Here is a 24,556-nt window from a genome sequence, read left to right on the forward strand (position 1 = left end):
CCCAGCATCAGAACCCAAGACCCGGCAGACTAGAAACACACGACCCGGTGGCCTCGTTTTCGACCGTCGGATCGGCCTCAGTTTCGAGCGTTGCCGACACCACGCCGCTCTACGACCTCATCCGGCCACCGGAACCGACGTGGCCGGCCTCTGTCGACGGGAAGAAGGTCAACGGCGTGTGGCGGCAAGGGCAGAGCCGGCTGTCTTCATCGTCCGAGTTGGTCACCGTCGTGGCCTCCGATGGGCAGGTAGGCATCAAACGCTGTCCGCCGGGAGTTGCTGCGTTCCACAGAGAACCCTGGTCGGAACGCCGCGAGGCGGCCGTTGCTGAGTCCTAGAGGACTCATCCAGCGAGGGCGGCGCAGAACGCGTCTAGACCCCGGCTCGTCCCCACGTCCGGCAGCACCACGTACGCGAGCCCGGACGCAAGCTGATCGACCCGACCGGCGGAGAAGAACGTCGAGCCATCAGGCAACGGGACCTTCACAAGCACGCCTGCGGTCGTCTCACGCACGATGTTGCCTTGCAGGTCGAGCTCCCCAGTGAAGTGGAAGGAGTACGGCGTCGACGTCAGGCTGACACCGTTTGCCGTGAACGTGTCCACCTCGCGGAGGCTGACCTCGAAGAGCGTGCCGTTGGCGGTCTGTCGAACCGAGATCGTGCCTTCCTGGTACGGATGGTTGGCGACCGGGAACGCGCAGGCGCCAATGTCCTCCACGTCGCCGGGGTATCCGGCGACGCGGATGACATTGGCGTTCGGCTGCGCGTTCGCCGCGGCGGGGGCGAACAGGAGAAGCGCCACGGCGCCACAGGCGATGGTGAGTGTCCGGACGGGGTGCTTGGGCGATTTCACAGTGCGTCCACCTCCATGGACCGGCCGCGTGAACTCGACCCCTGTACACCCGCGCACGCGGCGCATCGGTTGCTCCCCTGAGACCGCATTAGCCTAGTGGCTGCCCCTTCGGCCCTGTAGCGGAATCACTCATGATGCCCTGAAGGAGTGTCCCCCTCGTCGAACCGCGGCGCCAGCCTTGACATGCCGTCTCGTGCTGATCACCGATCCTGATGGCTGAGACACCTGTCCGCTCTGGGCCGCTACCCCCCGGCCGCGGACGCTACGCCACGGAAGTCACGCCGCTTGCCCGAACGGGAGGCGTTGCCCACGTGCGGTTGGCCAGAAACGCTGACACCCCTGCGCGGCGATGCCAACCTGAAAGGTGCAACCGTTTCCGCGACCAGCAGTCACGTTGGAGGTCACGATGTCAGGTCTTGTGCGCAAGAGCCTCGACTCGCCCGAAGAGACGCGCCCCTTCGAAGGGGACACGGGCCAGCTGCAGGTAGTGAACACGCAAGAAGGGGTCGTCGGCCGGGCGACGTTCTTGCCCGGCTGGAGATGGTCCGAGCACGTCAAACCGATCGCCGGCACGGACAGCTGCCAGGCGGCCCACCTGGGCTACTTCGTGTCCGGCCGCATGACGGTCGTCATGGACGACGGCGAGGAGACGGACTACGGCCCGGGCGACTTCGCGGCCATGGCGCCGGGCCACGACGCCTGGGTCGTGGGGGACGAGCCCTGCGTCTTCATCGACTGGCAGGGGTTCGCCGACTACGCAAAGCGCTGACGCGCCGGGCCCGGGACGCCACGTCTCGATAGAGCCGCGAGGCGCGCGATCGGGCGTCCGGCAGGGTCGCGAGCGTCACTACGGGGCTCCTGCGCCACAGGATGTCTGCTGCGGGAGGCGCCGCACCGGCCCCTCGCGCACGTGAGCCCGCCGCCCTGACGACGAGAGCGCCTGTGTGAATGCGATCGAGAGAGAACGACATGACTACTAGCCCGACTGGGCCGTGCAAGCCGCTGCCCTGTCGTCTCAACCTTCGCTACAAATGGCGCGTGGAACACTCTTCTGGCGGTGGACAGTATCGGCGTTGCGCCCGGTGCGGAAAGGACGATCCCGGCGGGTCCCCCGACCGCCCCTTGGACTTCGGCGATCACTTCATACGCAGGCCGACACACGTCGCCGGCATGCCTGGTGACGTCTCTGCCAACCCGGCGCGTGATCCCGAAGTCATCGCCGAAACTGGGGACGTGGACGTGCGACTTTGCCGCCGATCGGTCGTGCCGATGTCCGCGCTTTCGGGAACTGACTCACGCCGTTAGAACTCGGTGCGCACTCGGCTCCGCTCGTCGGTGACCCGGCGATCGTTATAGATGTCGCCGGCCCGCGCCATCGCCCGCCAGGGGCGGGCAAACTCGAGCGCACCGCGAAGCGCCGGATCTGCACGGTCCAAAGTCCCGACCACCAAGCCGGACTCGCCTCCGGCGTCGGCCAGCACCTCGCCGTCCGGGCCGATGAGTCCGGAGTGGAACAGGTGCGTAGTCTGCGCCGGAACCGACAGGCTCAACCAGTAGCTGTGGATCGCGGCGTACGCACGGGCCTTGGTCGCGAAGATCGAGTCGACCGGATAGGCGGACAGCAGCAGACAGTCGACGCCGAGCCGGTCGTACTCGGCAAACACGTCGGAGAAGTTGATCTCGATGCAGATCGCCATACCGAACCGGAAACCCTCGACGTCGAGGACCACCGGCTCGAAGCCAGGTGTGTAGAACCGCGTGACCTCGGTGTGCGAGCACTTCCGCTTGTCGTATCGGTCGACGAGCCTCCCCTCCTCCGAAATGACGTACAGGCTGTTGTGCGGCCAGTGCGGCTCGGTCAACGGGTGGGCAGACCCGAGCACCACCCAGATCCCCAGCTCGCCGGCGAGCGCGGCCACATCCTCGAGCTCGCTGCGGACGAGTGCCCAGTCGAAACCGTCCCAGGAGGCCACGTCCTCAACCGCGTACCCAGACAGGAACCCCTCGGGGAAGTGGGCTAGCCGCGCACCGGCGGCCGAGGCCTCCCTGAGCATGCGACGCACCTCGGCGCCGTTGGCGCGGGGATCGGTCGACGCGGTGGGCTGGCAGGTGGCGATGGCAAGGCTCATCCGCGCATGCTGGCAGGTCACGGCGACGAAGGGCGGTCGACTCACAGGTAGCCCATTCATTCGATCGGCGCGGCTCCCCAGCGCGCATGCTGAACTCCCACATCTGCCGCTTGTCGCATGTTCTGTTTGCCATACAAGAGATCGCTACGCGGACCGCACCCGCGAAGGCCGACGACTCGCGAGCTCGACCCTTCTGTCCGTCATTCCTTCCAAGAGCGAGGGCCCAGCGGAGCGCCTCCTTGTCGCATCTGCCGGGTCGCCATCAGTTCCTGATGGCCACAGCGCTGGCAGACGAGCATGTCCTTGTCTCCGGGCTTGTGGAGGTACATGTGGCCCATGACCCAGCACGGGAAGTTCCTCAAGCGCATACTCGATCATCCACCCGACCGCGCCTGAGCAGTATGCGTTTCGGCAGTCCGAGGTGTATGGCGGCGACGGTCTGTCTACGTCCAGTCAAGCCGCTGTCGGCGCGTCGCCGGGCGCCGTGGATGTCGCCGTCGGGCACCTGCCACGGCACTGCGAGCACCGCCGGGCGCCGGGCGCCGGGCGCTTGTCGCAGTCCCGTCAGGGACACTAGGGGAACACCGACCGTAGCTTCGACAAGGAGTCAGCCGTGACCGAGGGAACCGTCCGCTGGTTCGATGCCGACCGGGGGTTTGGCTTCATCGCCCTCGGGCAGGACGCAGAGGACCTGTACGTGCATGCGTCCGAGATCGTCAGCGACGACGCGATGAAGCTGCTCCGGGAGGGGCAGGTGGTTGAGTTCGAGATCGGCGAGGGGGACCGCGGCCCGCAGGCACGCCGCGTCCGGGTCACGGCCGACCAGGCCGCCGATACACCGCTGGGCGTGCTCGGCACCGTCGCCTGGTACGAGCCTGCCAAGGGGTACGGCTTCATCACGCCCGATGGCGGTGGTGCCGAGATCTTCGTGCACAGTTCGGCCATCGTGGCGGGCGGCGTGGTCTCGGAGGGGCAGCGAGTGGCGTTCCTCGTTGTCGACGGGGAGAAGGGACCGCAGGCTGACCATCTGCTTCCCTTGGGAGCCCCGGCCGCCCAGCAGGCCGTGGCATCCGACGGGGCGGACGGCACCGTGACCTGGTACGACCTCGACAAGGGCTTCGGGTTCATCACCCCCGAGTCGGGCGGCCCCGATGTCTTCGTCCACTTCCGGGCGCTTGCCGACGGGCTCCCCGAGCTGGACGAGGGAGACCGCGTGACGTTCGACGTCGTCGTGAGTGAGAAGGGCCCGCAGGCTCGCGACGTGCGCCTCGTACGCGGCTCGACACCGCGGGGCGCACCCGCGGCATCGACGGCCCGCCCTCGGTCGCGACACCTGGACGCATCCGACGTCCCGGCGCGCGGCGGCGAGGGAGTGGTCGCACGCTACGACGCGGAGCGGGGGTTCGGCTTCATCGCCCCGGACGCGGGAGGCCCGGACCTGTTCGTGCACGTGTCTGTCCTCAGAGACGCCGAGGCGCTGCACGAGGGCGATCGGGTCCGGTACCAGGTGCGACAGAGCGATCGAGGACCCCAGGCCGACCGCGTCGAACGGGTGTGAGCGGGACGCCGGTCCGGGCGGAGCCGGTGCTCGAGCGTGTCCCGATCCGGCTGCACGCCCGTCCCGCTCTCCGCGAGCGGTTCTGCCGACGGGTCGTACGCGGCTCGTCAGCGCGAGGGTGAGCGGCGCGGATGACGTGGCGCGGCAGCGTCGCGGCTCGGTCGATTCTGGACCCTGCCCTCGAAACGAGTCAGCCCCTGCGCCTACTGCAGGGGAAACGGTGGCTGCGACCACCAGGGTTGCGCTTGGACGCTGATGTGGTCGACCCACTTGACCCACCAGAAACCTCGGCGTCCGGGTGCGACCAACCGGACCGGCGCGCCGTGGCCGGACGAGAGCAGGGCGCCGCCCACCTGGGTGGCCAGCAGCAGCACGGACGTGTCCTCGGGTGGGAAGCGTCTCGTGTAGCCGGTCGCCGAACGGACGACGACAGATCCCCGGTCCGGGGTCCCGAGCAGGGTGTCCAGACGGACGCCGCGCCAAGTCTGCTCGGCCCACCACCCGCCCGTGCAGTCCAGGACCGCCACCTGCGTCGTGCTACTCATCGCCAAGAGCTCGCCGTGTGAAAGTGCAATCGTCGGCTCACCGGGTCGGCTGACCCTCAACGCGTACGTGTCCAGGTCGATACGGGCCACGTCGTCGGTGAACCACTGCGTGACCGGCATGGTGGAGGGGACGCCAGACCCCACCTCGTAGGACCCGGTCGCCCGACGGTGTCGACCCGGGAGACCTGCGACCGACGTGACGGACTCCGCCGCGCCGTAGGCCAGTGCCGCGGAGCCACCGATCACGATGGCTCTCAACGCGGTTCGACGGGACATGTCGGTCTGGCGCGGTCGCTGCGCCCGACGCGCCACGTGGAGCAGCACGAGCAGCGCGACCGCGACTGCAGAGGCGACGTGCACGGCGAGCACACGGACGCCGCCGACCTCAAGGGGACCGAGCGTGGCATGGACCACCCCGGCAGCCAGGCTGACAGTGACGACCACCGCCAAGGCGACGGCCACCGTGTGCCGACGCCGACGACGGAGTCCACGTCGCACGATCACGCTCTTCCACGGGGCGAGCACCAGGATGCCCAGGCCCAGGATGCCGTGCACCACGCTCACGGTCCTGGACTGCGGCGAACCCTCGACCCCGAACGCCAACCAGCCGGTCGCGAAGGCTCCCGCCAGCAGCAGAAGCAGGGCGAGGTTGGTCTGCCGGCTTGGCCGGGACGGTAAGACCATCCGTCAAGTGTGCCCCGGACTCCCGGAATGGCACCGTCACGCGCGTGCTGTCATCGGGCGGATGCCCCAGCCGTGTCGGGGTCCGCCCGCGAGCCTCCTCCGATCCTCACGACGACGGTCATGGCATGCGCGACTGGTTCACCGCTGTGCGCAATCGGCTGTCGAACCGGTCGCCGTGACAGGGGCGTAGGGAACGTCTGCATACGTCGCGTGAAGGGCGGCTGCGGGTGCCCGGTCGTGCCGCATCGAGACCTGCACGTGCAAGCAAAGGCGCGACGTTGAGCGACGCCGTCAGTCAGGGCGGAAGAACCTCAGGAGATCGAAGTTTGTGGTCTTCTCGGCGACCGACCGGGCACTGTTGTGAGAGAAGTTCTGAAGGTCAGGGTCAGCCCCGGCGGCCAGCAGCAGCCGCACGACCTCACCGCCTTGGTCGCCCACTCTCATGATCGCCACGAACAGCGGCGTCCTGCCGAAGCGGTCCTGCGGGCCAACCGGCACCCCTGCCGGCCAGCAGGCTTCGCGCGACGCTGGCGTGCAGTCCTTGGGCCGCGAAGTTCAGAGGGGTGTACCCGGCATGGTCAGGCAAACCCGGGGCGAGCCCTGGGTGATCAGTGCATCGGCGGCCTCGACGTCTCCCTCCAGGGCGGCGTAGTGCAGCGGGCTACGTCCGGCTCTATCCAGAGACCCAGCCTGCACCCAGTCCTCTTGCTTTCTGGGTGGCCTCATCAAGCCGAATGCTTCGACAACGGATATGCCGACAAATACACCGGATGCATCCGCACTCACAGCGCCAAGAGAGTCGTGACAGTTGAGTCCATAGCGTTGGTGTACGACGACACCGGTGAGCGTGTCCCTGCACATGCAGGTGCGGTCACCGCGTGATCCTTCGAGTGAACCTCTCACAAATGGAGCATCGCGATGACCGCGAAGACCAGTATCGACCCTGCCGCCTTTCTTCACGAGCAGCTGGCCCAGGCCAGTCCCGACCTGATGCGTGAGCTGCTCAGCACCTTCATCAACGCCTTGCTGTCCGCGCAGGCCGACAGCGTGTGCGGCGCCGAGTACGGGGTCCGCAGCGACGAGCGCACCAACCGTCGCAACGGCTACCGCCACCGCGACCTGGACACCCGCGCCGGCACCATCGACGTCGCGGTCCCGAAGCTGCGCGAGGGGTCGTTCTTCCCGGACTGGCTGCTCGAGCGCCACCGCCGGGCGGAGGCGGCGCTGACGACGGTCGTGGCGACCTGCTACCTGCTGGGGGTGTCCACCCGGCGGATGGACAAGCTCGTCCGCACGCTAGGGATCACCGGACTGTCCAAGTCGCAGGTGTCGGTGATGGCCAAGGACCTCGACGAGCAGGTCGCCGCGTTCCGGACCCGGCCGCTGCACGAGGGGCCGTACACGTTCGTCGCGGCCGACGCGCTCATGATGAAGGTCCGCGAAGCGGGCCGTGTCGTGAAGGTGGCGGTGATGGTCGCCACCGGTGTCAACGCTGACGGCTACCGGGAGGTCCTCGGGATCCACACCGCCACAATAGAATCGGGCGCCGGCTGGCTCGGGTTCTTCCGGGACCTGACCGCCCGCGGCCTCAAGGACGTCGCGCTTGTCACCAGCGATGCGCACGTCGGCCTGGTCGAGGCTATAGGGGCGACCCTGCCGGACGCGTCGTGGCAGCGGTGCCGCACCCACTACGCCGCGAACCTCATGGCCGCGACGCCGAAGTCGCAGTGGGGGTGGGTCAAGGCGCTGCTGCACTCGGTGTACGACCAGCCCGACGCCGAGGCCGTGAACGGCCAGTTCGACCGGGTCTTGGAGGGACTGTACGAGAAGCTCCCGACGGTGGCTGAGCACCTCGAGCTGGCCCGGGCGGACATCCTCGCCTTCACCGTGTTTCCGAAGGAGATCTGGCGCCAGATCTGGTCCAACAACCCGAACGAGCGGCTCAACCGTGAGATCCGCCGGCGCACCGACGTCGTGGGTATCGTCCCAAACCGCGAGGCCGTCATCCGCCTCGTCGGAGCGGTGCTGGCGGAGCAGCACGACGAGTGGGCCGAGCAGCGCCGCTACCTCGGCCTGAAAGCGCTGAAGAACGCCCGAGCCGTCCTCACCGAGCGCTCCCGCTGACGACAAGCCCGAGGAGGTACCGAACGACCTGATCGCCGCCACGATCACCGCCTGAACGAACGACCTCAACGGATCACCGTCGTACACCACCGATCCGGACTTGACCGTCGTGACCGTTGCCATACGCCCAACCAGTCACACCAAGACATGCCGCCAGGATGGCTGCCCGAATCAGCAAGTCCGCCCAAACGCCCTCACGCACTCCCTCGTCCTCGCTCTCCATGCGGCCGATCAACCAGGACCCTCGGCTCTTTCAACTGGGTGCGCGCCGTCGCACAGATATGTATCAAACACCTCCGAGGAGGACCGCGACATCCAAGGTCAGGCCGACGGCCTGTCATGCCGCTCCGCGAGGGATCGGGCCGCTGGGAGAACGTGCGGTTGAGGGAACGACCCGGCTTTACCGAGGCGTGCCCGGCTACGCATCATGAGAGACTGCCGGTTCTTTGGCTCTTGAAAGGTGCCCATGTCCGACGTGCCAGTTGATCGCCCAAAGATCGTCTGTCTGTGCGGTTCCCTGCGCTTCGGCAGCGAGTTATCGGCTGAGCGCACGCGCCTGACGCTCGATCTGGCGATCGTCTTGGCTCCGGAGGCCACCGAGGTGTCCGTGCCGGGCCCTTCCCTCGTCCGCTCATTGGGAGAGCTGCACCTCCGCCGGATCGACCTCGCAGACGAGGTGAGAATCGTGAACCCCGGCGGCTACATCGGAGAGGCCACCCGGCGCGAGATCGCGTATGCCGACGCAATGGGCAAGCGCGTGACGTACGTCCACGAGCCGGCCACGAGGGACAGCTAGTCCACGGCTCCGTCGAAGTCCGACCATCCCGCTGATGGGTGCGTGTCATAGCGCCGACGGCAGCCCTGCGCGAGACCGCGCCATGGGTCCAGTAGCCTGTCCCCGTTGGTCGGCCCGACAGGGCCTCGTGACAGCGAGGGTTACAGCGACCCTTGCAGCGAGGTTTCCAGCGAGGGTTCCAGCCATGCCCCGCCCTCGTAGCTCAGGGGATAGAGCACCGCTCTCCTAAAGCGGGTGTCGCAGGTTCGAATCCTGCCGGGGGCACCACCAAGAAATTCGCAACCGAGCGGCCATCGCCCAGCTCTCGTCACCGAGCGACCAGGGCGACCGCTAATCCACGGATCCACGAGCCACCCTCACGACAGCACCCCGACCAGCTGCGCCACGGTCGGCGAACCGTCCCGCCCGTCCGGCGTCGTGAACACGCGACAGGCCAGAGCCGGCTGCTCCGTCCCCGAGGCAAACGGGTCCGTGCCGTCGATGAGGATCGTGGGCGAGCCGATGAAGTCGAGTCGCTCGGCGTCCTCGATGGTCTCGACCCGCACTCGCAGAATCGGCTCGTCCCCATGGCCCACTTCGGCCAGTGCCGAGCGGAGCCTCTCCTCGGCCATCACCCAGTTCGTGCACCCGTCGAAGTAGAGCAGCCGCACGTCCATCAGCCCATCATGCGCTCCGTGGACAGCAACGCGGACCGGGCCCGACTCGGTCACCTCGCAGCCGCAGCATCAGCGGCTCCCAACTGGGTGGACGAAACGCTCGTCACACGACACTCGGTGCTCCTAGAGTCACTGCCATGGCGGGGCGTGGGCGGCTGGACTGCTCCCGACGATGACGACAGGCGTGGGGGCGGTGGAGACCTCGGGCCCTGCTGCCCTGCCCTCCCGCGTCACCCAGGATCTGGACGGCAAGGACACACCGGACATCTCCCCCGCCGCCACCCGGACGCGACGCCTCGTCCGCCTGGCCGCCATCGCCGTCGCCTACTACCTCGGCGCCCGCCTCGGCCTGAGCCTCTCGCTCGTCGGCAACGACGTGACCCCGTTCTGGCCGCCGACCGGTGTCGCCGTCGCCGCGCTCATCGTCTTCGGGCGGTCCTACTGGCCGGCCGTCGCCGTCGCGGCCCTTGCAGTCAACCTGCCGATCAGCGCCAACCCGCTGGCCGCGGCGGTCACGGCCGTCGGCAACACCCTCGCACCCGTCGTCGCGGTCACCCTCCTCCAGCGGGTGGGCTTCCGCCGCCAGCTCGACCGTCAGCGCGACGCCCTCGCGATCGTCTTCCTCGGCGCCCTCGCCAGCATGCTCGTCAGCGCGACGATCGGCGCGGCGACCCTCCTCGCCTCGGGCTCGATCACGACCGGGCAGCTGCCCGCGACTTGGGCTGTGTGGTGGACGGGTGACGCCATGGGCGTCCTCACCGTCGCGCCCTTCCTGCTGTGCCTGCCTCTCTTCTGGGAGCAGCGTCGCTGGCCGCTGCGGCTGTGGCTCGAGGCCATGGCGATCCTCATGGTGGCAACACTCGTCGTGGCGGCCGCCGTCACCACGGGGCTGCACATCTTCTTCCTCACCCTCCCGCTGCTGGGCTGGGCCGCCTGGCGCCTCCAGCTGCGAGGAGCCGCCCCTGCTGCGCTGATCGCCACCCTCCTCGCCACGGCGGCAGCCACCCGGCAGCGAGGTCCCTTCGAGGGCAAGACGCTGCTCGAGCAGATGGTGACGCTCCAGGCCTTCAACGCCTGCGTCGCGCTCACCTCCTTCTTCCTCGCCGCCCTCGTCAGCGAGCGCATGCAGACCGCCGCCGCCCTCGAGAAGGCCGCGTCCGAGCTCGAGCGACGGGTCGAGCAGCGCACCGCCCAGCTGTCGGCGGCCAACACCCGGCTCGTCCAGGAGATCCAGGAACGCTCCGAGGCCCAGGAGCTGCTGAGCCACGAAGAGGCCCGGGCGCAGCGCGAGCACCAGATCGCCGAAACCCTGCAGCGCAGCCTCCTGCCCGACCGGCTCCCCGACGTGCCCGGGGTCGCCCTCGCCGCGCGCTACGTGCCCGCGACGGCCGACGTGCAGGTCGGCGGCGACTGGTACGACGTCGTCCAGCTCCCCGGCGGCCTCATCGGGCTCGCCATCGGCGACGTCGCGGGCCACGGCCTCACCGCCGCCGCGACGATGGTCCAGGTCCGGATGGCCCTGCGCGCGTACGCCCTCCAGGACCCGTCGCCACCCGCCGTCATGCGCGGCGTCCACCAGCTCGTCGCCCAGCTCCCGGTCCCCGAGATGGTCACCCTCATCTATCTCGTCTTCGACCCGGCCACGCGCCGCATCCGCTGGACCAACGCGGGCCACCCGCCTGCGCTCGCCTTCGCGGGCGGTCACGGCACCTACCTCGAGGGCGCCCTCTCCCCTCCCGTCGGCGTCACCGTCGACGGCTCGTTCACCGAGGCCAGCCAGGTCCTGCCACCGGGCGCGACCCTCCTGCTCTACACCGACGGGCTCGTCGAGCGGCGCGGTGTCTCACTCACCGCCGGCCTCGACCGGCTCGACCGCGAGGCCTCCGCCATCCCCGACGACGACATCGAGGCCCTCTGCGAGCGCCTCATCGACACCTTCCTCGACGAGGAGCACATCGAGGACGACGTCGCGATCCTCGCCATGCGCCCCCTGCCGTCGGTCGACGGCGAGCTCGACGTCCGGCTGCCCGCCGAGGCCCGCAACCTCGTGCAGGTCCGCAGTGCCCTGCGCCGCTGGCTCAAGGAGGCCACCGTCTCCGAGGCCGACGTCAACGAGGTCCTCGTCGCCTGCGGGGAGGCCTGCGCCAACGTCGTGCAGCATGCCTACAGCGGGCAGGGGTCGGCCGGTGAGCTCGTCGTCGAGGCGCGCCTCGACGGCGACGCCCTCGAGGTGCGCATCCGTGACCACGGCCACTGGCGCCCCGCCGCCGACCGCGGCGGCGGCTGGGGACTCCAGCTCATGGACGCCCTCATGGACGACGTCGACGTCGAGCACACCCACGGTGGCACCGACGTCCGCCTGCGCCGCCGCGTGCACGTGGGGGTCGAGGCATGAGCGACCTCGCCCGTGTCGACACGCGCCGCGCCGGCACCACCCAGCTCGTCCGCATCACCGGCGAGCTCGACCTCTCCAACGCGCGCGAGCTCACCGACGCCCTCGGACACGCGGTCCCCGACGACGTCACGCTCGTCGTCGTCGACCTCAGCGGCACGACCTACCTCGACAGCGGCGGCATCGCCGCGTTCTTCCGCCTCGCCCAGCGACTACGGGACCGCCGACAGGACCTCCGGCTCGTCGTCCCCCACGACTCGCCCATCCGCGCCGTCGTCGAGTTGACCCGGCTGAGCCAGGTGATCCCCGTCGACGAGAGTGCCCCCGACCTCCCCGGCCAGATGGCGTATGCCGCCCTCCCGCCCGACGGCGCGCCCGCCCCGTCCCAGCCCCCACCCACCACAGACCTGCCCGATCCCGGGGACCCTGACCTGGCCGAGCCCGAGGGCGATCAGCGCAACGGGTAGCTGCCCGACCCGGGCAGCGTCGCTCCGGAGCGGTCGGTGAAGCGGGCCACGAGGTCCCCCGAGAGACGGGGCTGCACGCGGGTGACCTCGACGACGACCTCCCCGGCGCGCAGCCGCCCGTCGAACTGCGCCGTCGGCTGGCTCACGTGCTCGACGACCCGGGCGCCGTGCACGTCGCGCACCGAGGTGAGGAGCCAGCCGGCCGGCGCCGTCAGGTGCGCGAGATAGCCGCGGTCGCTCGGCGTGAATGCCAGGCTCGTCACCGTGCCGACCGGAGCGGGAGGCGGCGCGACCTTGGTCGTCGGGGTCGGCCGGCTGCTCGTCGGCGTCGGCGTCGTCGTCGGGCTCGGGCTCGGACGGCTCGTCGAGGTGGCACTCGTGCCGGTGGAGGTCGGTGCGGGGCGCGACGGCGGCCTCGTCTGCCGGTCGGCGCTCCCGCTCCGGCCGCCCGACGACCGGAAACGCGAGACGTTCTCGGCCGTCGCCATGCCGATCACCGGTCGCGGCGCGGTCGACGACGGCACCGACGAGCTCGTCGTCTCGGCCGGGTAGGGCGACTCCGTCCCGTCCACCGGTCCGGCCGACGAGTCCCGGCCCACCGGCGCGTCGGCCGAGACCCGTCCGGCCGGCTGGAGCTGGAGCAGGAAGAGCGCCGTCGCGACGACGAGTGCAGCCGCAGCCAGCACCGCGGCCGCCGAGCGACCCGGCACCGACAGCACGCGACCGTTGACCCCGCCCGAGCCACCTCCGGGCCCACCTCCACTGACGTCGGCGGCGAACTCTGACAGGTCGTCGGCCCCGTCCATGAGCGAGGCCACGCCCACGGCGACCGGGATCGTGGCACCGCCCGTCGCTGCGACCGCACCCACGCCCGCTGCACCGGCGCCGACCGTGCCGTCGCCCACCGTGCCGTCGCCCACCGCGTCGTCGCCCACCGCGTCGGCGACACCGACCCCCGACGCCACCGCGAACGCCCCGGGCAGGAGCACCGGCGCGACGCGCAGCCGGATGGCCGCGTCGACGTCGACGACGTCGAGCACCGCTGCCCGGCACCGGGCGCAGCCGTCGAGGTGCTCGTCGACGCGCTCGCGAGCCTTGACCGGGAGCGAGTCGCGCACGTAGCCACCGAGCTGGCGTCGCACCGCCCGACATTCGGCGTCGCCGGCGTTCGCGACGAGCTCGGAGAGGAAGGTCTGGCGCAGCCGCTCGCGTGCCCGCTTGCTCCGGCTCGCGACACCGTTCGGCGTCGTGCCCAGCCCGGGAGCGATCTGGTGCGGCTTCTCCTCGTGCACGACCAGACGCCAGAGCAGCGACCGGGACTCGTCGGGCAGCGAACGCCAGGCCGCCCAGACGGCGTCGCGCTCCTCGGCGTCGACGGCCTCGTCCTCCGCCGAGGCAGCCGTGCGGGTGTCGACGGTCGTCTCGTCGTCGGTCAGCACGACCCGGTTCGTGTAGCGCCGCGCCACGTCGATGTTGGCGCGGCGCAACGTGCTGAGCAGGTAGGGCCGGAAGGCGGTGTCGGGCCCGCCCCCACCACGGAGGGCATCGAGGGTGCGGGTGAAGCTCTCGCTGACGAGGTCGTCGACGTCGCTCGGCGAGGCGACCCGGGAGGCGAGCCGTCGGGCCGCGGGCTCGTGCCGCGACCACAGCGCGGAGTAGGCGGCGTCGTCGCCCGCCCGAACCCGGTCGACGAGCGCCGCGTCGCTCTCGGGTCCGTCGACGCGTACGCCCTCGTCCGCCCCATCCACGGACTCGCCGCCGTGCTCGTCGTGCGCCCGCTCCACGATCTTCTGTCCCCCACCCGTACGCCGACGTCTCGTCGGCTGTCTCGACCCAAGTTCCAGCAGGGTGCGTGACCGGGCGCCGGGTCCCGTCCCCGACCCGTCGGCGCGTCAGCAACGCACCTCACGCATCCTCCCCCCTGGAGACGCTCGAGGGACCGAATCATGGCGCGACATGCCCGCGGATGTACAGGGTTGACGGCGTGCCGGGTGATTTGCGTGCGTTTGCGACACACCTCGGGCGCCGCCACGTCTTCCCCCGTGAGGCGCCGCGCCGGACGCTTGGGCGGGGACCCGGGCGAGCCGGTGGGGGCGACGACCGGCGCATCACGAACGGCGGCGACGGGCTGCGGTCCGACGGGTGGTGGGTGCTCCCGAGGAGGGGACGGGAGCACCCACCGACGCCCGGGCGGGCTTGCCCAAGAGCCGGATCCGACCCGGACCTGCATGCGACGATGGAGACTCCACGACCCGTCACCCCAGGAGCAGCACATGACGGCGACCGACCCGAGCCACGGCTTCCTCAGCGAGCCGGCTCTGACACCGGAGCTCGAGGCCTACTTCGCGAGCGACGTCACCGACCATGGCTACGTCATGAACCTCAGCCGCGTCTGGGCCCAGTCGCCCGCGGCCCACGACACGCTCTTCGCGCTCCTGGCCGACATGGTCTCCGTCGCCGGCCTGAGCTTCCGGCAGCGCGGCATCCTCATCGCCGCGACCGCCTCGACCATCGGCGACTCCTACTGTGCGCTCGCGTGGGGTGGCCGCCTCGCCACCGCAGCCGGCGAGGAGGTCGCAGGCGCCGTGCTCCGCGGAGACGACGAGCCCCTCGACGCCGCCGACGCCGCCCTGGCGACGTGGGCCCGGACCGTGGCGAGCACCCCGAACGCCACCACTCCCGCCGATCTCGAGCCGTTGCGCGCCGTCGGCTTCGACGACCGGCAGATCTTCGCGATCACGGTCTTCGTCGCGCTGCGCCGAGCCTTCTCGACCGTCAACGACGCCCTCGGCCCGCTCCCCGACCACCAGCTGCGCGCCGACGCCCCACCCGCCGTGGACGACGCGGTCTCCTTCGGCCGCCCGGCCGCGGACCAGCCCTCCTGACCGAGGGCGTATGCCGTCCGCCCGGCTCCCCGGGTCGGGCACCCGGCCCGCGCGTTCGCGCTCAGACGGTCTGCGTGGCCACCCCGCGCAGCAGCGCGAGGTAGTCCTCGACCGGGTGGGCTCCGGTCACGGCGGCATACCCGTTGGCGACGACGAACGGCGTCGACGTCACACCCATGGACCGCGCCTGCTGCTCGTCCTCACGCACCTGTTCGGCGTACTCGTCGGAGGCGAGCACGGCCGACACCCGCCGCTCGTCGAGACCGCACTCGCCGGCGAGGCGCTGCAGGACCTCACGGTCGTCGATGGCGAGGCCCTCGCCGAAGTGCGCGGAGTGGAAGCGCTCGACCGCCGCGGAGCGCAGCGCGGGCCCGCCCATCTCGCCGGCGAGGGCGCAGAGCCGGTGCGCGTCGAAGGTGTTGGCGCGCACCGCGCGGTCCCAGTCGAAGACGAGGTCGTCGGCCTCGGCCACCTCGCTGGCCTTGGCGTTCATGAGCCGGCCGGCGCCCGCGTCGCCGCCGTGGCGCACCGAGAGGTGGTCGCTGACGGGCACGGAGCCACCGACCGGGACGTCCGGGTCGAGCTCGAAGGAGCGCAGGCGCACCGTGACGTCGTGCGGCCGCTCGAAGGCGGCAACGGCAGCCTCGACACGGCGCTTGGCGACCCACGAGTAGGGGCAGACCAGGTCGCTCCAGAGGTCGAGCTCGATGATGGTCGTGGACTCGGCAGCAGGCTGATCGGTCATCGACTCAGTCAACCACGGTGGCTGACGGGGCCGGAAAAGCGCTGCGCCCCCACCGGATCCGGTGGGGGCGCAGCGTGTGGCGTGAGAGGTGACCGCTCAGATGCGGCCGTACATCGACGGCGTCGTCCAGATGGAGTGGTTGCCGATGACGGTGCCGGGACGCTGGGCGTCGATCATGCGGCCCGGGCTGACGTAGATGCCCACGTGGTAGATCGGCGAGCCGAAGAAGACGAGGTCGCCGGGGCGCGGGTTGCTGACCGGGGTCGAGGCCGCGGCCTGCGCCGACGCGGTGCGCGGGATCGAGATGCCGGCCTGGCGGTAGACGTAGGACGTGAAGCCGGAGCAGTCGAAGCCGGAGGGCGTCGTGCCGCCGTAGACGTAGGGAACACCGAAGTACGACTGGGCGATGCCGATGATGCCCGTGGCGCTGGGGTTGGGCGCGACGTTGAGGGCGGCCCGGGTGGTCGAGCCGGAGCGCGACGCGCGCTGCTGGGTGGCCTCACGCTCGGCGGCGGCCTTCTCGGCGGCCTTCTTCGCGGCGCGCTCGGACTTGACCTGGACGTCCTCGATGACGACCGGCTTGACCGAGGCCTGCTTGAGGGCGGGCTTGGCGTAGCCGATCGCCGACAGGGCGTTGCCGGCCTTGAGCGTGCCGACGGCGGGGCCGACGGCCGCGGGACCGGCGACCGTGCTGGCGGAGCCGTCAGCGGCGTTCGCGGTGCCGGCGAACGAAGCGACGAGACCACCCGAGGCCGCGACGATGGCGGCACCCTTCACGGCGGGCTGGGCCGACTCCTTGGCGATCGTCTTGAGCTCCGAGATCGCGTTGAAGCGACCGGGGGCGCGGTGGCGCCCGGGAACGTTCTGAGCCACGTTTGACCTCTCGACGCCTACGAGGTGAGCTGTCGGGTTCGGGCTGGAGGTACTGCCCGGCCTTCGCTCGGACCGGTCTCGGTCCACGGAGGGCTTCACCCCGAGGGCGTCTCTCGACGCCCGGAGAAAGTGGTTCCCCCGCTCCTGCCATGCGGTTCGTACTGAGCCTCAGGTCGATGGCAGGACTAGGCGGTCCGACCCGGGGCACTCACTCGACGGGGAGAGCAAGTTCGCCCACCGTACCCAAGTAGGAGTGCCTTGTCACCTTCGAGTTCCCGGAAGTCAAAGAAATTTCAGCGACCTCCGGACGGGGCCGGACGAGGTGTGGCAAGGCCTGCCAAAACGACCCGGCACACCGGGGCAAACCCTGCCGGATACGGCGTGTTCAGGCGGCCTGGCAGAAGACGTGGACGGCCACGTCGTCGGGCAGGGAGACGCCCGTGGACGGCTCGCTGCCCTCGCGGACGGCGACGACCCGGCCGCCGTCACGGACGACCTCGACGCGGGCGCCGGGCACGACGCCGGCACTCGTCAGCAGCGCGAGCGCCTCCGGGTCGACCTGGACGGGCTCACCGATGCGACGGATCGTCACGACCGTCGGCGCGGCCCCCACGGCGGCGGTCAGGGTGCTGAGGCCGGTGAGGAAGTCCTCGTCCTGGCGCACCCCGAGCTCCTCGAGACCGGGGATGGGGTTGCCGTAGGGCGACTCGAGCCCCTCGCCGATGAGGCCGAGGATCTTGCGCTCGACCTTCTCGGACATGACGTGCTCCCACCGGCAGGCCTCGTCGTGGGCGTACTCCCACTCGAGGCCGATGACGTCGACGAGCAGCCGCTCGGCGAGGCGGTGCTTGCGCATGACGCGGGTCGCGAGCAGCCGGCCGTGGTCGGACAGCTCGAGGTGACGGTCGCCCGAGACCGCGACGAGCCCGTCGCGCTCCATGCGGGCGACGGTCTGCGACACGGTGGGGCCCGAGTGGCCGAGACGCTCGGCGATGCGCGCGCGGAGGGGCACGATGCCCTCCTCCTCGAGCTCGAAGATGGTGCGCAGGTACATCTCGGTGGTGTCGATCAGGTCCGTCACGGTCATACCTTCTCAGAATCGGAGAGCGGTCAGGGACCGCCCGTCAGTGGCCCCGGCGTCGGCCCGGTCCTCGCGCGTCGGGTCGGGTCGTGCCGTGGCACCCAGATGCGCAGCCAGCCCGCCCCGACCACGGCACCCACGCCGAGCACGACGGCGGAGGCGCCGAGCGACATGATGGCGCTCAGCCCTGACAACGCCAGCGGACCCGCCGCCCTTCCCACGTCCGCGCAGAGCCGCCAACCGCCGAGGAACTGCGCGCGTCCGTCTGCGGGCGAGGCGTCGGCGCCCAGGGTCATGATGAGCCCCGCCCCGAGGCCGTTGCCGAGACCGAGCACGGTCGCCGCGGCCGTCACGGCGACGAGGCTCGTGGCGAGCGGGAGCAGCATCATGCCGAGGCCGAGCACGAGCATGCTGGGCACGGCGGCCGCGACCCGGCCGTGGCGGTCCATGAGCCAGCCCGAGGGGTAGAAGAGCGCCATGTCGAGCGCCCCGGCGACCCCGAAGACGAGCGACGTCTGTGCCGGGGAGAAGCCGACCGACTCGGCCCACAGCGGCACGAGGGCCTCGCGGATGGCGCGCGCCCCGGCCACGCACATGGCCCCGGTGCCGAGCGTCAGGAGGACGTGCCGGTGCTGCAGGAGCACGGATGCCACGCTGCGCGGCGGTCCGCCGCCCCCGATCCGGTGCGCCGAGCCGGTGATGTCCGGCGCGACGAGGACGAGGACGAACGCGGCGATGCTCGCGACGCCGCCGACGGCATACGCCGCCTCGGTGCCCCACCTCGCGATGACGAGCGATCCGATGAACGGGCCGACGAAGTAGCCGATGCGGTGCACGCCACCCAACGTCGACAGGGCCCGCGCCCGCATCGCCACCGGAACCGCCTCGGTGAGGTAGGCCTGCCGGGCCAGGCCGAAGAGCGAGCCGGCGAGCCCGATGACGAACACCCCGACGAAGAGCATGACGAGACCGCCGGCCAGAGCCGCGACGAGCATGCCCATGGCCTCGATCACGGCCGCGACGAGCAGCGCCCGGCGCTCACCGATGCGGGCGGCGAGGGCACCGGACGGCAGGTCGCCGAGCAGCTGACCCACGCCCAGCATCGCGACGAGCAGCGCCGCGACGCCGACCGAGGCGCCGAGCTCACGCGCCGACACGGCGATGATCGGGGACACCGCGCCCGCGCCCGTCGAGCCCAGGAGGGTGGGCCCGTAGGCCGACAGCGCGAGGGCACGCAGGCTGCCGCTGCGCCCCTCCGCGCCGTTTCCCTGAATCTCGGTCACGCCACAGGACCCTAACGATCGGGTTACTCGGGTGGCCGGGCCGACCAGCCGACGAAAGCATTGGCCCGTGGCCGGGACTCAGAGGACGAGCAGACCGATGGCGGTGGAGGCGGCGTTGGCGGCGACGACCGCCACCGCCACCGTCACCGCGTCCTCGCGCGCCCGCACCCGCCAGCCCGCGACGAGGAGCACGGTCTCCACGGCGGCGACGGCGACCTCCGCCCCCACGAGCTGCCACGGTGACCCGAAGCCCGTCGACACGGCATACAGCACGGGGTGGGTCACGACGTTGACGCCGACCGCGCCGACGACCGCGCGGCCCCACCCGGCCCAGCCTGCCGCGCGCGCGAACGCCACGAGCACGGGCACCTCGACGGTCAGCGTCAGCGCCAGGGCCTGCAGCGCAGCGGGGCTCACCTCGTGACCGCGCGGCCCCGAGCGGGCGGCTCCGTGACCGACGCGCCCGACCCGGCCGTCGCGGTGCATCGTTCGAGCACCATCACGCTCCTCGTGCTGATGGCAGTCTGCCTCGCGCTCGCGATCGCCCTCGGGGCGCCGATCGCGACCGCCGTGATCGGTCTCATCCTCTTCGGCATCCTGCACAACCTCCTCGAGATCCGCTACGTCGCGGGCCGCTTCGCCGGCCTGCTCGGGCGGCCCTTCCTCGAGCTGCTCGCTGCACTCGTCACCGGCATCGTGGTCTGCCGGCTCCTCGCCGGTGTGGTCGGGCGGCCCGCGCTGCTCGCCGAGATCGTGCTCGGCTACGTCATCCTCGCGGCTGCCGCCCGTCACGGGCTCGACGGCCGGCGGCGCGTCGCCGCCTGGGTCCTCATCGGTGCCGCGGCTGCCGTCTCGCTGACCTTCCCGACGTACCACTTCGTCGTGCTGACCCACCTGCACAACGTCGTACCCCTCTTCTTCCTCTGGGAGTGGTCGCGCCGGATCACCTCGCGTCGCGGGCGGCAGGCGTTCCGGGCCGTGCAGCTGCTGTGGGTCGTCGCCATCCCGGCGGTGGTCCTGCTCGGGTTCCTCGACGGGTGGCTCAGCGCCGACCCCGGCATCGTGCGCAGCGTCGTCGGCGACGGCCAGACCGTCCTCGCCGCGAGCGCCCCGCCGAGCGCCGCGGCGACGGTGCTCGGGATGCGCTTCCTCACCGTCTTCGCCTTCATGCAGACGATGCACTACGTCGTGTGGGTGGCGCTGCTCCCCCGCGTCGCTCCGGACGCCTCGGCGGCCTTCGAGGCCCGCGTGCCGTGGGTGACCGGTCCGCGGCTCTGGGCCGTCGGCTTCGTCGCCGCCGCACTCTTCGCCGTCCTCTTCGGTCTCGACTTCGCACAGGGCAAGACGTTGTATGCCGCCCTGGCGAGCTATCACGCCTACCTCGAGCTGCCCGTGCTGCTCGCCCTGCTCGTGGGGGCCCGCAGTCTGTCCTCGCCCTCCCGCTCGGCCGACCGCCGTGACGGCTCCGGCTCGGGGACCGGGACGACCCCGCCGACCCCCACACCGCCGACGCCGCTCCCTCCGGCGGGCGGCGGGTCACGCGGCGCCGAGCTGAGGCCCGAGGCCACGGCGGCGGTCGCCCCGGACACCGAGGTGGGGCCATGACGGTGCCCGTGTCTGTGGGACTGGTCGCGGCCCTGCCGGTGGACGCCACGGCACCGCCGGACGCGGCCTGGGGCCCGATGGTCGTCGTGGCGCTGGTGGTCGTCGCAGTCGTGGCCGCGGTCGTCGCCTTCGCCCGGATCAGCCGACGTCGGACCAGCGCACCCGACCCGACCCGCAGCGGTGCCGGTGCCGATGCCGGCGCAGGTGCTGGCACCACGAGTGGCACGACCACCGACGACCCGCTGCCGACCGACCCGCAGCAGCACCGACGAGGGCAGCCCGGCGGTTCAGACGGCCCCGACGGCCCCGCCGGACAACCCTCGTAAAAGGTCTTGCCGCCCGTCAGGCCCCGACGTACGGTCGTGACATCGAAACCGAAGGGAGGTGATCCGAGAAGTGATTTCTTCCGGAGCGTGTGAGGTGGCCACGCGATAGCCGCGTCCCCATCCACACCATGGATGAAGCAGGGCAGTCCGACTCGTCGGGCTGCCCTGTTCCGTGTCCGGGGTGTGGGCGGGACTCAGGGCTGGAGACGCAGCCGCGTCCACGAGTCGGCGTCGGCGAGGTCGCCGTCGCCCGTGCGGCGGAAGACGATCCGGTCGTGGAGGCGGTTGCGCCGCCCGGCCCAGAACTCGACCTCGTCGCAGACGATGCGCCACCCGCCCCAGAAGTCCGGCACCGGCACGTCGTGATCGCTGCCCGTGTCGGGGAAGCGCTCGAGCACGTCCTGCCACTTGCGCTCGAGCTCGGCCCGGTCGGCGGCCGGGCGCGACTGGTCCGACGCCCAGGCCGACAGCCGCGAGCCGTAGGGCCGGGCGTCGAAGTAGGCCTCGACCTCGTCGCGGCCGACGAGCTCTGCCGTGCCCCGGAAGCGGATCGCGCGGTAGATGGCGGGCCAGGTCAGGGCCGCCGCGACACGAGGGTTGGACTGCAGGTGCTCGCTCTTGGCCGAGCCGAGGTTGGTCACGAAGCCCGGGCCGCGCTCGTCGAAGAAGCGCATGAGGACGGTGCGCACGTCCGGCGCGCCCGTCGCGTCGACGGTGGCCACCGAGATGGCGGTCGGCTCGGGCACGTCGTCGCGGTCCTCGGCGGCCGTGAGCGCGGCATCGACCCAGGCCCTGGCCTGAAGGTAGGGCGACGCGGCCACGTCGGACTCGACGAGGCCGTCGCCGGAGTAGTCGACGCGGCGTACGGCGGCGAGGCCCTCCCGGGCCGGCTCGCGAGATGAGCTGTCCATGACCCCACACTAGGGTTGGCCCGAGAAGGTCCGCGCGGACGTCAGGCCACGGCGCGCGCGGTCCCGGCGACAGCCCCGGCCCGTCCGGGGCGCTGTGAGGAGTCACCAACCATGGCAGGCAAGGGCAAGCTCGTCACCCAGACCGTCAAGCTCGGCATCAAGTACGGCCCCCAGATCTGGGTGGCCACGCAGGCGCTGCGCGAGCCCGCCAAGGAGGCCGCCAACAAGGCGATCTCGAGCGAGCGTGCTCGTCGCCAGGCGATGGCGCACGCGAAGTCGCTCGCCGACGGCAGCATCCTCAAGGTCTACAAGGGCGACGTCGCCCACTGGGTCGTCTTCAGCGGTGACGAGGCGGTCGGCGTCCACCCCGAGACCGACATGCTGCTGACGGCCCTCGTCGAGCGGGCCGACCTGACGAAGCGGATCCGGCCCGACGACAAGGTCAAGGCCACCGACCGCGCCAAGGACGCCGCCACTGCGGCGCTGCGTCGGGCCAAGCCCAACCAGATCAACTGACGCGCGCGCGGGGCGCAGCGTGCTCACGCCGCCCTGCGCTCAGTCGGCGACGAGGATCCCGAGCTCGGCCGCGAACGCGTCGGCGAGGTCGATGACCTGCGGGCGGCTCATCGTCGCGCCCTTGAGCCCGGCGAGACCCACCGGCGAACGGAGCGTGGCCCCAGAGAGGTCGAGCGCGGCATACGTCCCGCGACCGAAGGTCGGTGACACGAGCGTGCACCCCTCGAAGGTCAGGCCGTCGACGGTGGCTTCCTGGAGGTCGAGCTCGACGACGACGCAGTCGACGAAGGCGACGTCCTTGAGCCGGGCGCCGCGCAGGTTGAGGAAGTCGACCTTGCCGCCACGCACCGTGACGTCGCGCCACGTCGAGCCCCAGGCGGAGACGGCGGCCAGCCGGCACCCCTCGATGGTCGTCTCGATGATGCTCGCCTCGGCCAGCGTCACGCCGACGCCGCCCACGCGCTCCCACTCGCACTCCGACCAGCGCGAGCCCTCGAGGTGCGCCTCGTCGAGCGTGCCGCCGAGCACCGAGCACTCGAGGAACGAGTGGCCCTCGGCGTGGGTCCCGGTGAAGTCGGTGCCCTCGAAGCGGACCGCGTCGTGATGTTGGTCTCGGGTGGCGAACACGGCGTCACGAAACACGGTCTGGTCGGCGGCTGACGGCATACGGTGAGTCTGTCAGCCGGGACCGACGCCCACCGTCCGCATCCCGGCTGCGGCCTCCACACCGCGGTGGTACCGCCTGCACAGCAAGGACGCACATGGCAGACAGCACGCCCGACCCCGACTTCAAGCCAGGACTCGAGGGCGTCATCGCCTTCGAGTCGACCATTGCAGAGCCGGACAAGGAGGGTGGGGCGCTGCGCTACCGCGGTGTCGACATCAACGACCTCGTCGGGCACGTCGACTTCGCCCACGTGTGGGGCCTGCTCGTCGACAACGAGTTCGACCCCGGCCTGCCGCCGGCCGAGCCCTATCCCCTGCCCGTGCACACCGGGGACGTACGCGTCGACGTCCAGTCCGCGCTCGCCATGCTCGCACCGGTGTGGGGTTTCAAGCCGACGCTCGACATCGACGCCGACGAGGTGCGCGACAACCTCGCCCGCGCCGCCGTCATGGCCCTGTCGTTCGTCGGGCAGTCGGCCCGTGGGCTCGACAAGCCGATGGTCCCGCAGAGCGAGGTCGACAAGGCCCGCACCATCACCGAGCGCTTCATGATCCGCTGGCGCGGCGAGCCGGACCCGAAGCACGTGGAGGCCGTCGACGCCTACTGGGTCTCCGCCGCCGAGCACGGCATGAACGCCTCGACGTTCACCGCCCGCGTCATCACCTCGACCGGTGCCGACGTCGCCGCCGCGCTCTCGGGCGCCGTCGGGGCGATGTCCGGTCCGCTCCACGGTGGTGCACCCTCGCGCGTGCTCCACATGCTCGACGGGGTCGAGCAGCAGGGCGATGCCACGGCCTACGTCAAGGGCGTCCTCGACAAGGGCGAGCGCCTCATGGGCTTCGGCCACCGCGTCTACCGTGCCGAGGACCCCCGCGCCCGCGTGCTGCGCTCCGCGTGCGAGCGCCTCGGTGCGCCCCGCTACGAGGCCGCGGCCGCCCTCGAGAAGGCCGCGCTCGACGAGCTGCACGCCCGCCGACCCGACCGGGTGCTCGCGACGAACGTCGAGTTCTGGGCCGCCGTCATCCTCGACTTCGCGGAGGTCCCGCCGTCGATGTTCACGCCGATGTTCACGTGTGCGCGCACGGCCGGATGGTCCGCGCACATCCTCGAGCAGAAGCAGACCGGCCGGCTCATCCGGCCGTCGTCGCGCTACATCGGCGAGGGTCCGCGCAAGCCCGAGGACGTCGCCGGCTGGACGCCCGACATCTCCCACTGACAGCAGGCCCACCCCGTCGAGTGAGCGCGGCGTCCCAGGAGCGTGTGGCAGGTGGGACGACGGGGCCACTCGAGTGGGACCGGGCGCTCACTCGAGTGGGACCAGGCGCTCACTCGAGTGGTGACCGGCACTGAGCGGCGGTCGCCGCACCCGGACGTCCCGCTGAGCTCTCGACGCGCGGACCTGCCCGCTCGCGCGTAGCCTCGCGAGCGGAGCCAGCAGGTCACCGAGTCGGGGAGTCAGC

25 protein-coding genes, 1 tRNA gene and 1 riboswitch are annotated in these 24,556 nt (G+C 71.1%); of the genes, 13 read left to right on the plus strand and 13 right to left on the minus strand.

Annotated features, from left to right (window positions below; translation table 11 throughout):
* Positions 1–338, plus strand: a 338-nt coding sequence (locus ASH01_RS23775) for a hypothetical protein (RefSeq protein ID WP_235509695.1), incomplete at its 5' end; no start/stop codon positions are given.
* Positions 339–343: 5 nt separating this feature from the next.
* Here the strand turns inward: ASH01_RS23775 and ASH01_RS21795 are convergent.
* Positions 344–853 carry a hypothetical protein gene (locus ASH01_RS21795; protein WP_056781312.1) on the minus strand — a complete coding sequence of 170 codons (510 nt, stop codon included), beginning with the start codon at positions 851–853 and terminating at the stop codon, positions 344–346.
* Positions 854–1,259: 406 nt separating this feature from the next.
* Here ASH01_RS21795 and ASH01_RS21800 point away from each other — a divergent pair, with 406 nt between their 5' ends.
* Entirely contained in the window at positions 1,260–1,622 is a 363-nt protein-coding gene (locus ASH01_RS21800) for a cupin domain-containing protein (protein WP_056781315.1), read from the plus strand.
* A 532-nt stretch (positions 1,623–2,154) separates the two neighbouring features.
* On the opposite strand, the gene ASH01_RS21805 is transcribed toward ASH01_RS21800, so the two are convergent.
* Positions 2,155–2,982 carry a carbon-nitrogen hydrolase family protein gene (locus tag ASH01_RS21805; protein WP_056781318.1) on the minus strand — a complete coding sequence of 276 codons (828 nt, stop codon included), beginning with the start codon at positions 2,980–2,982 and terminating at the stop codon, positions 2,155–2,157.
* A gap of 613 nt (positions 2,983–3,595) precedes the next feature.
* Here ASH01_RS21805 and ASH01_RS23960 point away from each other — a divergent pair.
* The gene (locus tag ASH01_RS23960; RefSeq protein ID WP_056781320.1) at positions 3,596–4,540 is read left to right on the plus strand and encodes a cold-shock protein; all 945 of its coding nucleotides are present in this window, start codon (positions 3,596–3,598) and stop codon (positions 4,538–4,540) included.
* Between the two features lie 203 nt (positions 4,541–4,743).
* On the opposite strand, the gene ASH01_RS21815 is transcribed toward ASH01_RS23960, so the two are convergent.
* Together ASH01_RS21815 and ASH01_RS24105 are read right to left on the minus strand one after the other, a co-directional pair.
* Positions 4,744–5,769, minus strand: coding sequence for a molybdopterin-dependent oxidoreductase (locus ASH01_RS21815; RefSeq protein WP_056781323.1), 1,026 nt, complete (start codon positions 5,767–5,769; stop codon positions 4,744–4,746).
* A 291-nt stretch (positions 5,770–6,060) separates the two neighbouring features.
* Complete coding sequence (locus tag ASH01_RS24105) at positions 6,061–6,267, minus strand: ankyrin repeat domain-containing protein (protein ID WP_056781326.1); 207 nt, start codon at positions 6,265–6,267, stop codon at positions 6,061–6,063.
* A 420-nt stretch (positions 6,268–6,687) separates the two neighbouring features.
* On the opposite strand from ASH01_RS24105, the gene ASH01_RS21825 reads away from it, so the two are divergent.
* The 3 genes from ASH01_RS21825 to ASH01_RS21835 all read left to right on the plus strand — a co-directional run bounded on the left by ASH01_RS21825 (position 6,688) and on the right by ASH01_RS21835 (position 8,956).
* Positions 6,688–7,893, plus strand: a complete 1,206-nt coding sequence (locus ASH01_RS21825; RefSeq protein ID WP_056781329.1) for an IS256 family transposase — start codon at positions 6,688–6,690, stop codon at positions 7,891–7,893.
* Between the two features lie 466 nt (positions 7,894–8,359).
* On the plus strand, positions 8,360–8,689 hold the full coding sequence (locus tag ASH01_RS21830; protein ID WP_056781334.1) for a hypothetical protein: 330 nt from the start codon (positions 8,360–8,362) through the stop codon (positions 8,687–8,689).
* A gap of 191 nt (positions 8,690–8,880) precedes the next feature.
* Positions 8,881–8,956 (plus strand) — tRNA-Arg (locus tag ASH01_RS21835).
* 89 nt (positions 8,957–9,045) lie between these two features.
* Here the strand turns inward: ASH01_RS21835 and ASH01_RS21840 are convergent.
* Positions 9,046–9,345, minus strand: a complete 300-nt coding sequence (locus ASH01_RS21840; RefSeq protein ID WP_056781337.1) for a hypothetical protein — start codon at positions 9,343–9,345, stop codon at positions 9,046–9,048.
* 172 nt (positions 9,346–9,517) lie between these two features.
* On the opposite strand from ASH01_RS21840, the gene ASH01_RS21845 reads away from it, so the two are divergent.
* Positions 9,518–11,740: an MASE1 domain-containing protein gene (locus ASH01_RS21845; RefSeq protein WP_235509696.1), complete on the plus strand. Its 2,223-nt coding sequence runs from the start codon at positions 9,518–9,520 to the stop codon at positions 11,738–11,740.
* Complete coding sequence (locus ASH01_RS21850; RefSeq protein ID WP_056781343.1) at positions 11,737–12,204, plus strand: STAS domain-containing protein; 468 nt, start codon at positions 11,737–11,739, stop codon at positions 12,202–12,204. Before ASH01_RS21845 ends, ASH01_RS21850 begins: the two co-directional genes overlap by 4 nt.
* On the opposite strand, the gene ASH01_RS21855 is transcribed toward ASH01_RS21850, so the two are convergent.
* Positions 12,189–13,988, minus strand: coding sequence for a sigma-70 family RNA polymerase sigma factor (locus tag ASH01_RS21855; RefSeq protein ID WP_056781347.1), 1,800 nt, complete (start codon positions 13,986–13,988; stop codon positions 12,189–12,191). The two genes, ASH01_RS21850 and ASH01_RS21855, sit on opposite strands and share 16 nt — an antisense overlap.
* 489 nt (positions 13,989–14,477) lie before the next feature.
* On the opposite strand from ASH01_RS21855, the gene ASH01_RS21860 reads away from it, so the two are divergent.
* On the plus strand, positions 14,478–15,089 hold the full coding sequence (locus ASH01_RS21860) for a hypothetical protein (protein ID WP_056781350.1): 612 nt from the start codon (positions 14,478–14,480) through the stop codon (positions 15,087–15,089).
* A 61-nt stretch (positions 15,090–15,150) separates the two neighbouring features.
* Here ASH01_RS21860 and ASH01_RS21865 read toward each other — a convergent pair whose 3' ends face one another.
* The 5 genes from ASH01_RS21865 to ASH01_RS21885 all read right to left on the minus strand — a co-directional run bounded on the left by ASH01_RS21865 (position 15,151) and on the right by ASH01_RS21885 (position 19,488).
* Positions 15,151–15,834 (minus strand): DsbA family oxidoreductase, encoded by a 684-nt coding sequence (locus ASH01_RS21865; protein ID WP_056781353.1) that lies wholly within the window; start codon positions 15,832–15,834, stop codon positions 15,151–15,153.
* A 96-nt stretch (positions 15,835–15,930) separates the two neighbouring features.
* Positions 15,931–16,707, minus strand: a complete 777-nt coding sequence (locus tag ASH01_RS21870) for a C40 family peptidase (protein WP_056781356.1) — start codon at positions 16,705–16,707, stop codon at positions 15,931–15,933.
* Between the two features lie 2 nt (positions 16,708–16,709).
* Positions 16,710–16,885: riboswitch (cyclic di-AMP (ydaO/yuaA leader) on the minus strand.
* A gap of 207 nt (positions 16,886–17,092) precedes the next feature.
* A complete protein-coding gene (locus ASH01_RS21875; RefSeq protein ID WP_056781582.1) occupies positions 17,093–17,788 on the minus strand; it encodes a metal-dependent transcriptional regulator in 696 nt (231 codons plus the stop codon).
* Between the two features lie 29 nt (positions 17,789–17,817).
* Positions 17,818–19,071, minus strand: a complete 1,254-nt coding sequence (locus ASH01_RS21880; protein WP_056781360.1) for an MFS transporter — start codon at positions 19,069–19,071, stop codon at positions 17,818–17,820.
* Between the two features lie 78 nt (positions 19,072–19,149).
* Positions 19,150–19,488 carry a hypothetical protein gene (locus ASH01_RS21885; RefSeq protein ID WP_156415708.1) on the minus strand — a complete coding sequence of 113 codons (339 nt, stop codon included), beginning with the start codon at positions 19,486–19,488 and terminating at the stop codon, positions 19,150–19,152.
* Positions 19,489–19,521: 33 nt separating this feature from the next.
* Here ASH01_RS21885 and ASH01_RS21890 point away from each other — a divergent pair, with 33 nt between their 5' ends.
* Both ASH01_RS21890 and ASH01_RS21895 read left to right on the plus strand, forming a co-directional pair.
* Positions 19,522–20,676, plus strand: coding sequence for a hypothetical protein (locus ASH01_RS21890; RefSeq protein WP_200961848.1), 1,155 nt, complete (start codon positions 19,522–19,524; stop codon positions 20,674–20,676).
* Positions 20,673–21,002: a hypothetical protein gene (locus ASH01_RS21895; RefSeq protein ID WP_156415709.1), complete on the plus strand. Its 330-nt coding sequence runs from the start codon at positions 20,673–20,675 to the stop codon at positions 21,000–21,002. Before ASH01_RS21890 ends, ASH01_RS21895 begins: the two co-directional genes overlap by 4 nt.
* Before the next feature lie 194 nt (positions 21,003–21,196).
* Here ASH01_RS21895 and pdxH read toward each other — a convergent pair whose 3' ends face one another.
* The gene (gene pdxH / locus ASH01_RS21900) at positions 21,197–21,913 is read right to left on the minus strand and encodes a pyridoxamine 5'-phosphate oxidase (RefSeq protein ID WP_056781371.1); all 717 of its coding nucleotides are present in this window, start codon (positions 21,911–21,913) and stop codon (positions 21,197–21,199) included.
* 111 nt (positions 21,914–22,024) lie between these two features.
* Here pdxH and ASH01_RS21905 point away from each other — a divergent pair, with 111 nt between their 5' ends.
* Complete coding sequence (locus ASH01_RS21905) at positions 22,025–22,429, plus strand: hypothetical protein (protein ID WP_056781374.1); 405 nt, start codon at positions 22,025–22,027, stop codon at positions 22,427–22,429.
* A gap of 39 nt (positions 22,430–22,468) precedes the next feature.
* Here the strand turns inward: ASH01_RS21905 and ASH01_RS21910 are convergent, their stop codons facing one another.
* Complete coding sequence (locus ASH01_RS21910) at positions 22,469–23,095, minus strand: pentapeptide repeat-containing protein (RefSeq protein WP_056781377.1); 627 nt, start codon at positions 23,093–23,095, stop codon at positions 22,469–22,471.
* 95 nt (positions 23,096–23,190) lie between these two features.
* On the opposite strand from ASH01_RS21910, the gene ASH01_RS21915 reads away from it, so the two are divergent.
* A complete protein-coding gene (locus ASH01_RS21915; RefSeq protein ID WP_020145632.1) occupies positions 23,191–24,312 on the plus strand; it encodes a citrate synthase 2 in 1,122 nt (373 codons plus the stop codon).
* The last annotated feature ends 244 nt before the right edge of the window (positions 24,313–24,556 follow it).

It is taken from the genome of Terrabacter sp. Soil811 (genome assembly GCF_001429655.1).
GTDB lineage: Bacteria > Actinomycetota > Actinomycetes > Actinomycetales > Dermatophilaceae > Terrabacter.

What these genes read in the sequence shown, in the direction of transcription:
- ASH01_RS21800 (WP_056781315.1), top strand. Translation starts at nt 1,260, where the DNA reads ATGTCAGGTCTTGTGCGCAAGAGCCTCGACTCGCCCGAAGAGACGCGC.
- ASH01_RS21805 (WP_056781318.1), bottom strand. Translation starts at nt 2,982, where the DNA reads ATGAGCCTTGCCATCGCCACCTGCCAGCCCACCGCGTCGACCGATCCC.
- ASH01_RS21815 (WP_056781323.1), bottom strand. Translation starts at nt 5,769, where the DNA reads ATGGTCTTACCGTCCCGGCCAAGCCGGCAGACCAACCTCGCCCTGCTT.
- ASH01_RS21825 (WP_056781329.1), top strand. Translation starts at nt 6,688, where the DNA reads ATGACCGCGAAGACCAGTATCGACCCTGCCGCCTTTCTTCACGAGCAG.
- ASH01_RS21830 (WP_056781334.1), top strand. Translation starts at nt 8,360, where the DNA reads ATGTCCGACGTGCCAGTTGATCGCCCAAAGATCGTCTGTCTGTGCGGT.
- ASH01_RS21840 (WP_056781337.1), bottom strand. Translation starts at nt 9,345, where the DNA reads ATGGACGTGCGGCTGCTCTACTTCGACGGGTGCACGAACTGGGTGATG.
- ASH01_RS21845 (WP_235509696.1), top strand. Translation starts at nt 9,518, where the DNA reads ATGACGACAGGCGTGGGGGCGGTGGAGACCTCGGGCCCTGCTGCCCTG.
- ASH01_RS21850 (WP_056781343.1), top strand. Translation starts at nt 11,737, where the DNA reads ATGAGCGACCTCGCCCGTGTCGACACGCGCCGCGCCGGCACCACCCAG.
- ASH01_RS21860 (WP_056781350.1), top strand. Translation starts at nt 14,478, where the DNA reads ATGACGGCGACCGACCCGAGCCACGGCTTCCTCAGCGAGCCGGCTCTG.
- ASH01_RS21865 (WP_056781353.1), bottom strand. Translation starts at nt 15,834, where the DNA reads ATGACCGATCAGCCTGCTGCCGAGTCCACGACCATCATCGAGCTCGAC.
- ASH01_RS21895 (WP_156415709.1), top strand. Translation starts at nt 20,673, where the DNA reads ATGACGGTGCCCGTGTCTGTGGGACTGGTCGCGGCCCTGCCGGTGGAC.
- pdxH (WP_056781371.1), bottom strand. Translation starts at nt 21,913, where the DNA reads ATGGACAGCTCATCTCGCGAGCCGGCCCGGGAGGGCCTCGCCGCCGTA.
- ASH01_RS21905 (WP_056781374.1), top strand. Translation starts at nt 22,025, where the DNA reads ATGGCAGGCAAGGGCAAGCTCGTCACCCAGACCGTCAAGCTCGGCATC.
- ASH01_RS21910 (WP_056781377.1), bottom strand. Translation starts at nt 23,095, where the DNA reads ATGCCGTCAGCCGCCGACCAGACCGTGTTTCGTGACGCCGTGTTCGCC.
- ASH01_RS21915 (WP_020145632.1), top strand. Translation starts at nt 23,191, where the DNA reads ATGGCAGACAGCACGCCCGACCCCGACTTCAAGCCAGGACTCGAGGGC.